The sequence below is a fragment of the Tabrizicola sp. genome (genome assembly GCF_016793705.1).
Lineage (GTDB): Bacteria > Pseudomonadota > Alphaproteobacteria > Rhodobacterales > Rhodobacteraceae > Tabrizicola.
On record NZ_JAEULO010000027.1, the window covers coordinates 1 to 15,037 of the forward strand.

Below are 15,037 nucleotides of genomic sequence, written 5' to 3' on the forward strand. Positions count from 1 at the left end.
GTCGCCATCGACTCGGTCGAGGACATGAAGGTGCTCTTCGACGGCATTCCGCTGGAGAAGATCAGCGTGTCCATGACGATGAACGGGGCGGTGATCCCTATCCTCGCGTCCTTCATCGTGGCGGGGGAAGAGCAGGGGGTCAGCCGCAAGGACCTGTCGGGGACGATCCAGAACGACATCCTGAAGGAATTCATGGTGCGGAACACCTATATCTATCCGCCCGAACCCTCGATGCGGATCATCGCCGACATCATCGAATACACCTCCGCCGAGATGCCGAAGTTCAACTCGATCTCGATCTCGGGCTATCACATGCAGGAGGCCGGCGCGAACCTGGTGCAGGAGCTGGCCTTCACGCTGGCGGACGGCAAGGAATACGTGCAGGCCGCCATTGCGCGGGGGATGGATGTGGACGACTTTGCCGGGCGGTTGTCGTTCTTCTTCGCCATCGGGATGAACTTCTTCATGGAGGTGGCCAAGCTCCGCGCCGCGCGGATGCTGTGGCACCGGATCATGTCCGGGTTCGGGGCGAAGAAGGCATCGAGCCTGATGCTGCGGACCCATTGCCAGACCTCGGGCGTGTCCTTGCAGGAGCAGGATCCCTACAACAACGTCATCCGCACCGCCTATGAGGCGATGGCGGCGGTGCTGGGGGGGACGCAGAGCCTGCATACCAACGCGCTGGACGAGGCGATTGCCTTGCCTACGGAATTTGCGGCGCGGATCGCGCGGAATACTCAGCTGGTGTTGCAGGAAGAGACGGGGATCACCCATGTCGTCGATCCCCTGGCGGGGTCCTACTATGTGGAGAGCCTGACGGCAGAGCTGGCCGAGGCGGCCTGGAAGCTGATCGAGGAGGTCGAGGCGATGGGCGGCATGACCAAGGCGGTGGCCTCGGGGATGCCGAAGCTGCGGATCGAGGAATCGGCGGCGCGCAGGCAGGCGATGATCGACCGGGGCGAGGAGGTGATCGTCGGGGTCAACAAGTACCGCAAGGACCGCGAGGATGCGATCGACATCCTGGACATCGACAACATCGCCGTGCGCGAGGCTCAGGTCGCGCGGCTGAAGGCGGTGCGCGGGTCGCGGGACGAGGGCCGGTGTCAGGCGGCGCTGGCGGAGCTGGCCCGGCGGGCGTCGGAGGGCGGCAACCTGTTGGAAGCGGCGGTGGAGGCGGCCCGGGCGCGGGCCTCGGTCGGGGAGATTTCGATGGCCATGGAAAAGGTGTTCGGGCGGCATCGGGCCGAGGTGAAGACCCTGGCCGGGGTCTATGGCGCGGCCTATGAGGGCGACGCGGGGTTCCAGCAGATCCAGCGCGACGTGGAGGCCTTCGCGGAAGCCGAGGGGCGGCGGCCGCGGATGCTGGTGGTGAAGATGGGGCAGGACGGGCATGACCGGGGGGCGAAGGTGATCGCCACGGCCTTCGCCGACATCGGGTTCGATGTGGATGTGGGGCCCTTGTTCCAGACCCCGGAGGAAGCGGCGCAGGATGCGATCGACAACGACGTGCATGTGATCGGGATTTCTTCGCAGGCCGCCGGGCACAAGACGCTGGCTCCGAAGCTGATCGAGGTGCTGAAGGAGCGTGGCGCCGGGGATATTCTGGTGATCTGCGGGGGGGTTATTCCGCAGCAGGACTATGACTTCCTGAAGGGGGCCGGAGTGAAGGCGATCTTCGGGCCGGGGACCAACATCCCGGCGGCGGCGAAGGAGATCCTGGACCTGATCCGGGCGGCGCGGGGCTAGGGCTGTCCACGGTGGACATTTCCGGGAAGTGACTTGAAATCAAATGGTTGGTCGTGGGTGTTAACCGGGTGGTAAGGTTTGCCCAAGCGTGAGGCTCGCCCGGGACTTCGTCCCTTCTCGCGGGTGTGTGGTGGGCAGATTGCCCACCCTCCGAACCTCCGACGAGGAGCCGAAGGCGAACGAGGAGGGTTGCTAAAGCTCGATCTCGCCGTTCGGGCCCGGCTGCGGCAGGACGTCGGGGCCGGGGACCAAGGGCGCGGTGCGGCGGATCAGGATGTCGCCGTTCGGCAGCATGATCGGCGCGTCGTAGTTCTTGATGTCGTCGATCAGCGCGATGAGCTGGTGCAGCTTCGGACCCAGCTCCTTCAGGTGCGGCTCGACCTCCTCCAGCGCCTTGCCCATCTCGTCGAGCGCGGGCTGCATCTCGCTCATCATGCCGCGCATGACCAGCTTCATGCCCTCTTCCATCAGGCTGAAGCCGTCGTCCTCGGCCTTCGGCACTGCGGGGGTGTCCTCGGCAAGGGCCGGGGCGGCGAGAAGGCAGAGGACAAGGACCAGTCTCATGCCCCGAATATGGGGAAGCAGGCCCACGATTTCAAATCACATCTGGCAGGTCGATGCTGACGGGGAAATGGTCCGAGGCCTGCAACAGCGCCTCGCGCAGTTCGGGGATCGCGGTGACATGCGGCTCGTTGAACGGGTGCCAGATGCGCCAGTCAGGGTTCTTGGCGGCCAGATCCGGCGAGACCATGAGGAAGTCGAGCAGCGCCTCGAAATAGCGTTTCTTCGGAGCAAGGTAGAAACGGGCCGAGGTCGGACACATCGCAAGCTTGGATTGCAGCGCCATGTCTGCGTGGGGATCGGTCAGCTTCATCGCAGGGTCGGTGCCGGTGCCGAGCACGATCTCGATCCCGGAATGGCCGAAGAGCTTCTCGAATTCGTCGATGCCGGGACCGTCGTTGAAGTCGCCCATCACGAGGAGGCTGTCGCCGGCGGTCAGGTGGCCGTCGACCCGTTGCCGCAGCCAGAGGCATTGGGCAAGCTGCTTGCGGCGGTTTTCAATGGAGAGGCGGATCTGCGCCTCGCGCCCGACGGCGCCGTGCGGGTTCTTCGACTTGGCATGGACGCCGATCAGGCGGAGAAGGGTGCCGCCACTGGTGGTGAGGGCCAGTTCCAGCGGGGGTTTGGAGAAGCGGATGGTTTCCTCGACATTGTCGGCGTCGAGGTCGTAGCGGAAGGTGGTATCGAAGCGCGGCGCGTCATGCGAGCCTTGCGTGGTCGAGGGACGGCCGATGGGATCGTGGCGGGCGGTCAGCCGGTCGGGATCATAGAGAAAGGCGATTTCCTGTTCGGTTTCCGAGGGAAAGCCGATGATGGCCCTGCGGGCGCGGAGACCGACGGAATTGGCGAAGGTTTCCAGCGCCTTGACGGTGGAGCGGTGGCCATTGGTGTCGGGGGCCTCGATGATGGTGATGCCGTCGGCATCGAGCGCGGTGAAGACGATGGCAAGGGCGGCAAGCTGTTCGCCGCGGGTGGTCTTGTAGCGCGTCGAGGGTTCGCGGTCGTCGAGCATCCGGCCGTGATTGTCGAAAAGTGCGTTGAACCATTCGACGTTGTAGGTAGCCAGGCGCAGGGGGCGGCCGGTCATGCGGCCTCTTTCGCCGAAATCTCGCGCCAGGCCTCGTTGATCAGTTGCAGGCGGCGTTCGGCCAGCTTCATCGCCTCGGGCGGGACGCCGCGCGATTGCAGCACGTCCGGGTGGGTGTCGCGCACGAGGTCGCGCCAGGCCTTGCGGGCCTGGTCCTTGGAGGCGTCGCGGGGCAGGCCGAGGACGTCATAGGGGTCGCGCGGGGCACCTTCGACAAGGCGGGAGCGGACGATGTTGAAGCAGCGTTCGTCGAGGCCGAATTCATCGGCGACATGTTTCAGGAAGGCATCCTCGCCGGGGTGGTAGCTGCCGTCGGCCACGGCGATCTGGAACAGGGTTTCCAGGATGTCGACCAGGACGTGGTGGTCGTCGGCACAGATGCGGTGGCCGTCGGGGTTGAAGAGGCGGGCGATCTTGCGGGCATAGGTGTCGAAGCCCGCGACATCCTGCCGGGCGAGGTTGTAGACGCGCGCGGCGTGGTCCTCTTCGCCCTCGGGGAAGGTGAAGATGCGGCGGAAGGCGGTGACTTCGTCGCGGGTGACGGCGCCGTCGGCCTTGGCCATCTTGGCGCCCAGGGCGAGGACGGCAATGGTGAAGCCGACCGATTGTTCTGGCGCGGGAGCGGCGCGCAGTTTGTCGAAGACGACGGAGAGCGGCTCGCCCTTGACGAGGGCAGAGAGGGCTTCGGTGATGCGGGTCCAGATCGACATGGCGCGAGCTTAGCCCGCCGGAACGCGGATGTCAGAGGAATTTCTGCATCAGCACAAGGTCGATGTGGCGGTCGAATTTGAAGCCGGCTTCGGGGATGGTGGCGATGTGGGCATAGCCCATGCGGGCGTGAAAGGCCTGGCCCTCCGGGTTCTCGCCGGAGACCCCGGCGAGCATCTGGTGGGCTCCCACCGTGCGGGCATGGTCCTCGATGGCGGTGAGGAGCGTGCGGCCAAGGCCCTTGCCGTGGCTGCCGGGGAGGAGGGAGATCGAATGTTCCATGCAGGTGCGGTAGCCCAGACCGCCGCGGAACTGGCCGTAGCTGGCCTGTCCGATGACCTGGCCAGCGGATTCGGCAACCAGGAAGGCGTGCCCGGCGGCGGCCTTGTCGGCTATCACGGCAAGGATGTCGGCCTCGGTCTTCGGGACCGGGTTGAAGGTGACGGCGGTGCCCTCGATCCAGTGGTTGAGGAGAGCGGCGAGGGCGGGGGCGTCGGCGGCCCTTGCGGGGCGGATCATGTCAGGACGCGGGGGCCGTCGGGCGTGTCGAAGGTCGCGCGGAGGGCGTGATAGGGGCCAAGCTGGACCGTGACGCGGGGGTCGGTCAGGCCCTTGAGCGCGGCCTGCAGGGCGGGGGCCTGGGGGTGGGTGATCTGGAGCCCGGTCAGGCGGATCCCGTGGTCACGGAGCGCCTTGGCCGGGTGAAGCTCGCCCTGCCACTGGATGAGGGCGGGGTGGCAGTCATCGAAGGGCAGCTTGCCGGTGGCAGGGACGGCGAAGCGCCAGCGGTAGTCGCCGCGGGTCAGGTCGGTGGCGGTGCCCGCGCCTGGCGGCGCGGCGGCGAGGGCGGCGTCGAGGTCGGCGGTGCGGCAGATCCAGTTGGTGAGCCGGGGCGGGCCGCGGAACGCGTCGAGGTCGAACCAGCGCGGCCAGGCGGGCTTCGGGGCCTTGGGGTCGATGGCGATGACCTCCAGATAAAGGTCGCCGAGGGACAGGAGCCGGTTGTGCGTGCCCATGTGCGGATGCTTGCCGCCGCCTGCAAGGGGGACGCCGAGGGCCATTTCCACCCAGTCGGCCCCGGCCTCCAGCGTCTTGGCGGAAATGGCGATGTGATCGAGAGCGAGGGTCATGCGGCGGCCTTCATCGTGACCTTGGTCTCTGCCTTCAAGGCGAGTGCGAGGGCGGCGAAACGGGCCTGGGCGACTTCGCCGAAGAGACCGACGCCGTCTTCGGTGAGCACCAGGGTCAGGAGCCGCTTCTTCGGGTTCCAGCGCAGTTCGCCCGCCAGCGACGGATCGCCGACCGAGAACATCGCCCCGAAGCGCATCGCTTTCCCCAGCGCCTCGGCCTCCTGGATGTCGGTCTCCGTCAGCAGGCGGAAGAGCGGTTCCATCCGGCTGCCGGCACGGCTGTTCTTGTAGCGGTGGAGGAGCGCGAGGCCGAGGAAGACGCGACCGGGATGGTCGAGGCCGCCGAGGTTCGCGCGGGTGGCATTGTCGAAGCAGGCCTCGGCCCGGTAGTCGGGGTGGGCGCGCCAGGTGGTGTCGTGCAGAAGGCAGGCGGCCTTGATCAGGCGCAGGCGTTCGGGCGTGGCACCCTTGAACAGGGGTTCGAGGAAGGTGAACAGCTTCTTGCCGAAGCCGGGGATGCGGGCCTGGGTGAGTTCGGTCATCCGCGCGGCCTCGATCAAGGGGTCGCGGGCGCGCAGGCGGTCGGGCATCTGTTCGTAGAGGAGGCCCTCGCGGATGCCGTAGGCGGAAACGTCGATCTCGGAGGGTTTCAGGATGCGGATGATCTCGCGCAGGACCTCGCAGGCGAGGGGGACCAGTTCCATGCGTTCGGCGCTGGTCCCGGTGCGGCCGCGCAGCACGGCGAGGTCGGCGGAAGCAAGCCAGTCGAGCGTGTCGAGAAGGCCCTGCGGCGTCATCCGGTATTCGTGAAGGACCGTCAGCGGGTAGTTCCGCCGTTCCATGTCGAGCCGGGCGATGACCCGCCAGCTGCCGCCGACGAGATAGATGCGGTCGTTGTCGGGTTTGATTTCCCGGGCGGCGGCTTCGAGGATCGCGTCGATGTGGGCCTTGCGCGTCTTCGGGTCGCCCGACACCTGTTGCAGCCGGAAGGGGCCGAGGGGCGTGGAGACGCGCTTGCCGACGCGGCCCTCGCCGATGCGGGCCAGTTCCATGGAGTTGCCGCCGATGTCGCAGACGATGCCGCGCGCCTCGGGCCAGCCGAGCAGCACGCCCTGGGCCGAGAGCCGGGCCTCTTCAGCGCCGTCGATGACGTGGAGTTTCAGGCCCGTCTCGCGCAGGACCTGGGCTTGGAAGTCGGGGCCGTCCTCGGCCTCGCGCGTGGCGGCTGTGGCGACGACGGTGAAGGGGGCGATGTTCATGCCCCTGGCGAGAAGGGAGAAGCGCTTCAGCGCCGACAGCGCCCGCGCCTTGCCCTCGGGGTGGAGCCGCCCGGTCTGGGCGAGGCCCTTGCCGAGGCCGCACATGATCTTTTCGTTGTAGAAATAGGCGGGGGACCGGGCCGCGCCGTCGAAGACCACCATCCGGACCGAGTTCGACCCCACGTCGACCACGCCGACGCGAGAGAGGGCGCGGGCGGAGGGGTCGTCGAACAAGGGCTTGCCGAAGGGACCCCAGTCGCCCGCATCGTCGTCATCGGGAAGGGGGGCGGGTCCGTCTGCGGCCATGGAAGAATCCTCCGGGTCGTGCGGCAGTATCGTGCCGGTCGGCGCGGGCAGGGTCAACGGGGTGGCGGGTCCCAAATTCCTTCGAAGGAATTCGGCAGATATATTCGAAATGATCTGCGCCAGGTTCGGGGTCAGCGCTTCTTCGGTTTCGGGGCGGGGCGCTGGCCCATCGCGCGGGCGGCCTCGGCGGCGGCGCGAAGTTCCTCGGCGATTTCCTCGGCTTCCTCGGGGTCGAAGTCCAGTGGAAGCTCGACGCCGCCCTCGGCCTCGACATAGATGCGGACCATCCCCTCGTCGGTCGGGCCGATCTGGAGGTTCGCGGCGACGTCGCTTGGTGAGTTGATGCCCATGGCCTTCGGGTAGCGCAGGGGGCGGGTCCTGTCCACAGGTTTGATGCTTGACTGAATCAAGTATTCGGCCATCCTGCCGCCATGGACGCCATCGACCGAATCCGCGAGTTCAACCGCTTCTACACGAAGGCATTGGGCCTGACCGGGCGCAGCTACCTGCAATCGGGCCGGACGCTGGCCGAAGTGCGGCTGATCCACGAGATCGGCGGCCTCGGGGCGGTGACGGCGCGCGCGCTGGCGCAGGGGTTGGGGCTGGACGAGGCGCAGGTGTCGCGAATGGTCGGGCGGCTGGAGCGGGAGGGGGTGGTGGCGCGGGCCGCGGAGGGGCGGCAGTTCCGGCTGTCGCTGACGGCGGCCGGGCGGCGGATGCTGGAGGGCTTCAGCGCACAGTCCCGCGCCGCGCTGGCCGCGCTGATCCCGGACCACGCGCGCGAGGCGCTGGCCGAGACGCTGGCCGCCGCGCGGGGGCTGATCGCGCCGGGGGAGGCGGCGATCCGACCGCTGCAACCGGGCGATGCGGGCTGGATCATCGGCACCCATGGCGCGCTTTATGCCCGGGACGAGGGCTATGACGCGAGCTTCGAGGCGCTGGTCGCGCGGATCATGGCGGATTTCCTGGGCCGGGCGGATCCGCGCGAAGCCGCCTGGATCGCCGAGAGCGGCGGGCGGCGGCTGGGCACGATCTCCTGCATGCGCGAAGACGACGACACCGCGCGGCTGCGCCTGTTCATCCTGGTCCCCGAGGCGCGGGGGCAGGGGCTGGGCCAGCGGTTGCATGACGCCTGTGTCGATTTCGCCCGCGCGCAGGGCTATCGCCGCATGGTGCTTTGGACCCATGAAAGCCATGGCGCGGCCTGCGCGCTTTACGCGAAGAGCGGCTGGCGGATGGTCCGGGCGACCCCGGCCCGCGCCTATGGACAGGCGGTGGTGGATCAGGACTGGGAAATCACGCTCTGAGGCTTGCATCGCTGCCGCCTTGGCGCTATGTCGCGCCCGAGTGCCGCCTTAGCTCAGTTGGTTAGAGCACCAGATTGTGGATCTGGGGGTCCCCCGTTCGAGCCGGGGAGGCGGTACCATCAACCCGATCATCAGACGCCGGGCCGGAGTACCGGCTGCGAAATTCCTTCGGCGATGGTGTCTCTGCAAATTTTTGCGGCACTGGGGCTGATCAACAAATTGTTGGCTTGTCATTTCGACGGGATGTTGCAGCTTTCGCGTATAGTGGTCTCCGGACCAGAAAGCTTCCCGACATTTGCCAAGGCAGGCCGACAGGATGAAGGCACTACCGCAGCTTGCTATCGTTGCAGTGATTGGCGCAGTCGCCCTGCCGCTTTCCGGCTGGTTCGTACCCGGCACCCGGCCTTGGCTGGACAAGATCGGCTTGCTTCAACCTTTGTCAGCCGCGGGACTTGTGCCTTCGGAGCCGGAGGCAGAAACGAACGGCCCAGCTCGCACAGGTCCGGGATCCGGAGGGGTGCCCGTGGTCGCCAGCGCGTTCAGGATCGAGGCGCTCCGCGAGGTGGTTTCGGCAATCGGGTCTGCGCGTGGCGTTCAGGCGGTGGAGCTTTCGTTCGAGGTGACCGGGCGGCTTGAGGCAGTGGTTGTCATACCCGGCAGCCGGGTGGTGGCGGGCGATGTGATCGCGAGACTGGATGCGGAATCGGCCCAGCTGGCGGTGGAGCGGGCCGGTCTGGTGCTGGCGGATGCCAAACGGACGGCCGAGCGGCTGGATCAGCTGTCGGCCTCGGGCACGACGACGGAAATGCAGCGGCAAGAGGCTGAGCTGACCTTGAGAACCGCCGAACTTGCCTTGCGGTCGGCCGAGCGTGATCTGGCCAATCACCAGCTTCTCGCGCCGATCGCCGGCTATGTGGGCCTGGTCGAGGTCCAGGTTGGCGATCTCGTGTCGCCGTCGACGGCGATCACCCGGATCGAGGATCGTTCCAGCCTGATCCTGGAATTCCGCGTGCCCGAGCGGCTGGCGGCAATGGTTTCCGTGGGCGACGCGGTCCAGGCGACGACGATTTCCAAACCGGGCGACATCATCGAAGGTCGCATCACCGCGGTCGACAACCGCATCGACGAAGCAAGCCGCACCCTGCGCGTGCAGGCGATCATCGGCAATCCGGATGACCGGCTGCGCGCCGGAATGGCGTTCAATATCAACCTCGTCTTCACCGGAGACGAGTATCCGGCCGTCGACCCTCTGGCGATCCAGTGGGGGGCCGAAGGAGCCTTTGTCTGGGTGGTGCGGGACGCCAGGGCCGTTCGCCTGCCGATCCGCATCCTTCAGCGCAACGCCGAGATGGTTCTTGTCGATGCTGCCTTCGAGCCTTCGGATCTGGTGGTCACCGAAGGGGTCCAGGCCATGCGCCCGGGGGCGGATGTCACCGTCAGCTCGTTGGGGAACTGACGCATGAACCTGCGCCTGCCATCACTTTCAGTCGATCCCGGGGCGGGAACTCACGGCACGGCGCTGTTCATCCGTCGACCGATCCTGGCCTTCGTGGTGAACGCGCTGATCGTGATTGGCGGGCTTGCGGGATTCCTGGGCGCTGATGTGCGGGAATTGCCGGATGTCGACAGGCCGGTTGTTTCGGTCTCGACCTCCTATCCCGGCGCCACGCCGGAAACCATCGACCGGGAGGTGACAGCGGTCGTCGAGGGGGCGGTCAGCCGGATTGCCGGCGTGAAGTCGATCTCGTCCTCGTCCCGCTTTGGATCAAGCCGCGTGACGGTAGAGTTCCGCGACGACGTCGACCTGGATGTGGCGGCAACCGATCTGCGCGACGCAGTGGCCCGGGTGAGCAACGCGTTGCCTGACGCCGCCGATCCGCCGCGGGTGGTGAAGTCGGACGCCGATTCCGATGCGATCCTGCGCATTGCCGTGACGTCGTCGCGGCGCACGGCGGACGAGTTGACGACGCTGGTGCAGGACCTGGCCGAAAGCCGCCTGCTGTCGGCACCGGGCGTGGCCGACTTGCAGATCTTCGGCGACCGCGAGCTGGCCTTCCGGGTGGATGTGAACCTGATGCAACTGGCGGCACGGGGCCTGTCGCTGGCGGATGTCCAGGCTGCGCTGAGGGATGCCGCGTTCGACAGTCCGGCGGGCGCGCTCAGTTCTGACAGGCAAAGCCTTCAGGTGCGCACGACCGCAGCCATCCGCACGACCGAGCAGATCGAGGCGCTGACCATTTCAGGCGGCGTGCGGCTGGGCGATGTCGCGCAGGCGACGCTGGGACCCGAACCCGGGGCATCGGTCCTGCGGGCGAACGGACAGACCGGCATCGGCCTGGGCATCATCCGGCAGGCGAACGGCAATACGCTCGCGATCTCCGAGGCGGTGCGCGAAGTGGTGGACGAGTTGCAGCCTTTGCTGCCCGACGATGTCCAGATGTATGTCACCTCCGACAGCGCCGATTTCATTCAGGGGGCTATCCACGAGGTCGAGATCGCGCTTGGGCTATCGGTTCTGATCGTCACGGCGGTTATCTTCATCTTCCTGCGGGACGCGCGGGCAACGCTGATCCCGGTGATCGCCATGCCGGTGTCGCTTGTCGGTACGCTGGCCGCGATCTGGCTGGTCGGGTTTTCCATCAACATCATGACCCTCCTGGCGCTTGTGCTGGCGACGGGCCTTGTCGTCGACGATGCCATCGTGGTGCTGGAGAACATCGTTCGCCGCAGGTCGGAAGGCATGGGCGCCCGGGCGGCCGCGGTTCTGGGCACGCAGCAGGTGTTCTTCGCCGTGCTGGCAACCACCACGACCCTGGCGGCGGTCTTCATTCCCCTGTCCTTTTTGCCAGGCCAGACGGGAGGGCTGTTCCGCGAGTTCGGCTTTACGCTGGCGATTGCCGTGCTCTTGTCGTCGGTCACGGCGCTTTCCCTTTGTCCGGTGCTGGCCGCGCGCATGTTGCGGCCCCATCAGGAACAGCCGGGGCTGATGGCCTTGGTGGGGGACGCGCTGGCGAAAGCCTATGCCGCCACGCTGCGCTTGTGTCTTGCAGCGCCCATCGTCTCGGTGGCGCTGGCGGTCCTGTTCGCCGCGCTGGCGGTGGCAAGCTCCACGTCGCTTCGACAAGAGCTGACCCCGGCCGAAGACCGCGCCGCGGTGCTGGTTTCGGTCCAGGCGCCGCAGGGCGTGTCCCTGGAATACACCAATGGAAAGATGCGGGAGATCGAGGCCCTGGTCGAACCGCTGCGGGCTTCGGGCGAGGTGGCAAGCGTGTTCGCCATTGCCGGGATGGGCGGACAGGACAACCGCGGATTCATCGTCGTGACGCTTGCCGACTGGGCAAAGCGGACCCGCAGCCAGCAGGAGATCGCGGCAGAGCTGAACGAGGGTTTGAGCGGAGTGATCGGCGTGCGGACCTTCGCGATCCAGCCAAATTCGCTTGGCATCCGGGGGGCGGGTCAGGGCCTGTCGGTGGCGCTGGTGGGCGATGACTACGGCCGTCTGGCCGAGGTTGCCCGCAGTCTGGTCGAGCAGATGGAGGACGACCCGCGGTTTGGTCAGGTGCGTCTGGGCTATGATACCACCCAGCCACAGTTGTTCGTCGAGATCGACCGCGCCCGGGCCGAGGATCTGGGTGTCGAGATCGACGGCCTGGGCGAAGCGTTTCAGGCGGTGCTGGACGGGCGCACCGTCGGCACGCTTTTCCTGGATGACGACAGTTTCGACATCCGGCTGGTCTCGACATCGGATCCGGTGAACGACCCCGGCGATCTGGAGCGGATCTTTGTCACGGCCCGCGATGGACAGATGGTTCCGGTGTCCTCTTTCGCCACGTTGACGGAACGCGCCGTCGCGCCGGAACTGGGCCGGGAAGCCCAGCGTCGGTCGGTTCCGCTGACGGCCGGGCTGACCCCCGATTTCGCACTGGGAGATGCCCTGGCCGAACTGAGAGCCATGGGGGACGAACGGCTTGACGACGACATGCGGCTGGTTCCCCTGGCGGAGGCGGCCACGCTGGGCGAAACCTCGGCAGGTCTTTTCGTGACCTTCGGAATCGCCCTTGCGGTGGTCTTTCTGGTGTTGTCGGCGCAATTCGAGAGCTTTGTTTCGGCCGTGATCGTGATGGCTACCGTGCCGCTGGGCCTGGCCTGCGCGGTCTTCGCGCTCTTGCTGACGGGTGGAAGCCTGAACGTGTATTCCCAGATCGGACTTGTGCTTCTGGTCGGGATCATGGCCAAGAACGGCATCCTGATCGTGGAGTTTGCCGACCAGTTGCGCGAGCGCGGAGCGACCGTGCGCGAAGCGATCGAGGAGGCCGCCACTGTCCGTCTGAGGCCGGTGATGATGACCATGATCGCAACGGTGCTTGGGGGCCTGCCGCTGGTGCTGGCGCAGGGCGCTGGCGCGGAAGCGCGCGAGGTTCTGGGCTGGATCATTGTCGGCGGCCTTGGAATGGCAACCTTGGCGACGCTTTACATCACGCCGGTCGCATATCTGCTTCTGGCTGGATTTGCGCGATCGAGGGCCGCCGAGACGGAATTGCTTCAGAGTGAGCTTCAGGGCGCATCCGGACGCCAGCGGCCCGCCGAATAGGGCCCGTCGCGCGCGACCCCGAAGGCAGCATCGGGGATCAGGCGTCGATTGCCAGATCTTCGAACAATCTGGTCACTCCTTCGGCACCGGGGTCATTGTGGCCCTTGAGCTTTTCCGGAGCGAGATAGCTGGCGCGACCGGCATTGGCCCGGGTCATCTGCGCCGTGGCGTCAGCCCCTTTGCGCGCAGCCCGTGCGGCGGCCTTGACGCCATCCTCAAGCGCCGCAAGGGCCGGGGCGAGAGCGTCGACCATCGTGCGGTCGCCAAGGGACGCCCCCCCGACCTGGCAAACGCGGTCGAGGCCGGCGGACAAGGCGTCTATCCAGGTCTTCCCGGAAGCCGAGGCATCGCCCGCCGCTGCGAAGAAGATGGCCAGGAGAACCCCCGAGGAGCCGCCCATGGTCTGGCTCAGCTCCATGCCGATGGCGCGATAGAGCTGGGTAATGTCGGCGAGGGGGAGGCGGTCCAGCGCGGACTGGAGGGCGCGGGCGGCCCCGGCGAGCGTGCTGCCGGTGTCGCCGTCACCGGACTTGGCGTCGAGCTGGTTGAGGTCGGATTCAGCGGCGATCAGGGCCTTGCAGCACCGCTCGATCAGCGCGCGGCGGGCGGGATGGGCGCTGGGGACGGGCTGGATCGGCGCGAGGCCGTCGGGGAGGGGGCGGACAGCGACCTTTCCGAAGGGCGATAGGCCGGGCCAGGCGTGGGGGGCAACAGGCGCCGAGAGGCTTGTCACCTGCGCGTGGTCGACGGGGAGGAGCGAGACCGAGAAGCCATGCATGTCGAGCGAGGTCATCAGGGCGGCGGGGCCGATCATCCATTTGACCTTGCCGCCGAGGGGGGAGCGGGCGAGTTCTTCCGCAAGGACCGACATTTCCAGGGGCGTGGTGGAGCCGAGGTTGTTCAGGAGTGCGACATGGTCGCCGGGGCCCGCGTGGGGCAGGAGTTTCTCGGCCACCATCTGCATGGCGGAGCGGGCGCCGGAAAAGTCGACCTGTTCGATCCCGGCCTCGCCGTGGATGCCGAGACCAAGCTCGGCTTTTCCTGCGCTGATGCGGTCTTCCTTGGGCGAGCCGGGGACGGTGCAGGTGTCGAGCGACATGCCGATGGAGATGGCGCCGCGGATGACGGTCTGGGCAGCTGCGGTGATGGTGTCGAGGTCGGCGCCGGATTCGGCCATGGCTCCGGCGATCTTGTGGACGAAGAGGGTTCCGGCGACGCCGCGGGCCTGGGGCAGGTCGGGCAGGGCCACGTCGTCGTCGACGATGACCATGGAGACCTTGAGCCCGAAGGCGCGGGCGCGTTCGGCGGCGAGGCCGAAGTTCAGCCGGTCGCCGGTGTAGTTCTTGACGATCAACAGGCAGCCGGGCTTGCCGGTGACCGCGAGGATCCCCGCCAGCACGGCATCGACCGAGGGGCTGGCGAACACGTCGCCGCAGACCGCCGCGGTCAGCATCCCCTGCCCGACGAAGCCGGCATGGGCCGGTTCGTGCCCCGACCCCCCGCCCGAGACCAGCGCCACCTTCGACTTGTCCCAGTCGGTCCTGAGCACGACCTTGATGTGCGGATAGCCGTCCAGCCGCGCGAGCCGGCCCGACCCGGTCCTGAGGAGCCCGTCGAGCGCCTCGGTCACCACGTTTTCCTTGCGGTTGACGAACTGTTTCATGCGCAGGCTCCTCAGGCGATGCGGGCGCCGCTGGCATCGAACCAGAGCGGGTTCTTCGGCGCGATGGCGATCGGGTCGCCGGCCTTCAGGCCGGTATGGGGCTGGGTCAGGGTGACGATGTCGTGGCCGTTCAGCCGCAGGTGCAGCCGGGTCTGATCGCCCAGATGCTCGACCCGGGTGACCGTGCCCTCCTGCCCCGCGCCCTGGGCGATATGCTCGGGACGGAGGCCGATGGTGCTGGCGCCGGCGGGTGCGCCGGGGAACAGCCCGGCGGGCAGAGCATTGATGCGCGGCAGGCCGAGCCGCCCGGCGACGTACAGGCTGACCGGGTTCTCGTAGATCTCGCGCGGCGTTCCGGCCTGGACGAGGCGACCGCGGTCGAGCACGCCGACATGGGTCGCCATGGTCATCGCCTCGATCTGGTCGTGGGTCACGTAGAGCAGCGTCGCGCCCAGCGAGGCATGGATGCGCTTCAGCTCGATCCGGGTCACGGTGCCGCTCTGCCCCTCGCCGCGGGCAATGTGCTCGGGGCGCAGGCCGATGATGCTGGCGCCCGCGGGGGCGCCGGGGAACAGGGTGGCGGGCAGCGCATTGATCCGCGGCAGGCCGAGCCTCCCGGCGACGTAGAGACTGACCGGGTTCTCGTAGATCTCGCGCGGCGTCCCGGCCTGGACCAAGC

13 protein-coding genes and 1 tRNA gene are annotated in these 15,037 nt (G+C 67.4%); 5 read left to right on the forward strand and 9 right to left on the reverse strand.

The genetic code is table 11. The annotated features are described in order from the left end of the window. Positions 1 to 1,746, forward strand: a 1,746-nt coding sequence (scpA, locus tag JNJ68_RS06010; protein ID WP_294980182.1) for a methylmalonyl-CoA mutase, incomplete at its 5' end; no start/stop codon positions are given. Positions 1,747 to 1,938: 192 nt separating this feature from the next. Here scpA and JNJ68_RS06015 read toward each other — a convergent pair. The 7 genes from JNJ68_RS06015 to JNJ68_RS06045 form a co-directional block, all read right to left on the reverse strand. Beyond that, complete coding sequence (locus JNJ68_RS06015; RefSeq protein ID WP_294980184.1) at positions 1,939 to 2,310, reverse strand: AAA+ family ATPase; 372 nt, start codon at positions 2,308 to 2,310, stop codon at positions 1,939 to 1,941. Positions 2,311 to 2,341: 31 nt separating this feature from the next. Then, positions 2,342 to 3,394 carry an endonuclease gene (locus JNJ68_RS06020; RefSeq protein WP_294980186.1) on the reverse strand — a complete coding sequence of 351 codons (1,053 nt, stop codon included), beginning with the start codon at positions 3,392 to 3,394 and terminating at the stop codon, positions 2,342 to 2,344. Then, positions 3,391 to 4,104, reverse strand: a complete 714-nt coding sequence (locus JNJ68_RS06025) for a molecular chaperone DjiA (protein WP_294980188.1) — start codon at positions 4,102 to 4,104, stop codon at positions 3,391 to 3,393. The genes JNJ68_RS06020 and JNJ68_RS06025 overlap by 4 nt, the downstream gene beginning before the upstream one ends. Positions 4,105 to 4,135: 31 nt before the next feature. After that, positions 4,136 to 4,621, reverse strand: a complete 486-nt coding sequence (locus JNJ68_RS06030; RefSeq protein WP_294980191.1) for a GNAT family N-acetyltransferase — start codon at positions 4,619 to 4,621, stop codon at positions 4,136 to 4,138. After that, positions 4,618 to 5,232, reverse strand: a complete 615-nt coding sequence (locus JNJ68_RS06035; RefSeq protein WP_294980194.1) for a VOC family protein — start codon at positions 5,230 to 5,232, stop codon at positions 4,618 to 4,620. The genes JNJ68_RS06030 and JNJ68_RS06035 overlap by 4 nt, the downstream gene beginning before the upstream one ends. After that, a complete protein-coding gene (locus JNJ68_RS06040; protein WP_294980196.1) occupies positions 5,229 to 6,797 on the reverse strand; it encodes a Ppx/GppA family phosphatase in 1,569 nt (522 codons plus the stop codon). The genes JNJ68_RS06035 and JNJ68_RS06040 overlap by 4 nt, the downstream gene beginning before the upstream one ends. A 131-nt stretch (positions 6,798 to 6,928) precedes the next feature. Continuing rightward, positions 6,929 to 7,147 (reverse strand): DUF6324 family protein, encoded by a 219-nt coding sequence (locus tag JNJ68_RS06045; RefSeq protein ID WP_294980210.1) that lies wholly within the window; start codon positions 7,145 to 7,147, stop codon positions 6,929 to 6,931. Between the two features lie 81 nt (positions 7,148 to 7,228). Between JNJ68_RS06045 and JNJ68_RS19430 the strand changes: the two genes are divergently transcribed. From JNJ68_RS19430 to JNJ68_RS06070, 4 genes are all read left to right on the forward strand, one after another. Then, positions 7,229 to 8,104, forward strand: coding sequence for a bifunctional helix-turn-helix transcriptional regulator/GNAT family N-acetyltransferase (locus tag JNJ68_RS19430; protein ID WP_363165476.1), 876 nt, complete (start codon positions 7,229 to 7,231; stop codon positions 8,102 to 8,104). Positions 8,105 to 8,146: 42 nt separating this feature from the next. After that, positions 8,147 to 8,223: transfer RNA gene (locus tag JNJ68_RS06060), tRNA-His, on the forward strand. 197 nt (positions 8,224 to 8,420) lie between these two features. After that, complete coding sequence (locus JNJ68_RS06065; protein WP_294980199.1) at positions 8,421 to 9,560, forward strand: efflux RND transporter periplasmic adaptor subunit; 1,140 nt, start codon at positions 8,421 to 8,423, stop codon at positions 9,558 to 9,560. A 3-nt stretch (positions 9,561 to 9,563) separates the two neighbouring features. Continuing rightward, positions 9,564 to 12,695 carry an efflux RND transporter permease subunit gene (locus tag JNJ68_RS06070; RefSeq protein ID WP_294980202.1) on the forward strand — a complete coding sequence of 1,044 codons (3,132 nt, stop codon included), beginning with the start codon at positions 9,564 to 9,566 and terminating at the stop codon, positions 12,693 to 12,695. Between the two features lie 37 nt (positions 12,696 to 12,732). Here the strand turns inward: JNJ68_RS06070 and JNJ68_RS06075 are convergent, their stop codons facing one another. Both JNJ68_RS06075 and JNJ68_RS06080 read right to left on the reverse strand, forming a co-directional pair. Beyond that, positions 12,733 to 14,358 carry a dihydroxyacetone kinase subunit DhaK gene (locus JNJ68_RS06075; RefSeq protein ID WP_294980205.1) on the reverse strand — a complete coding sequence of 542 codons (1,626 nt, stop codon included), beginning with the start codon at positions 14,356 to 14,358 and terminating at the stop codon, positions 12,733 to 12,735. An 11-nt stretch (positions 14,359 to 14,369) separates the two neighbouring features. Continuing rightward, positions 14,370 to 15,037 (reverse strand): TOBE domain-containing protein (locus JNJ68_RS06080; RefSeq protein WP_294980208.1); only part of this gene is annotated, 668 nt, incomplete at its 5' end.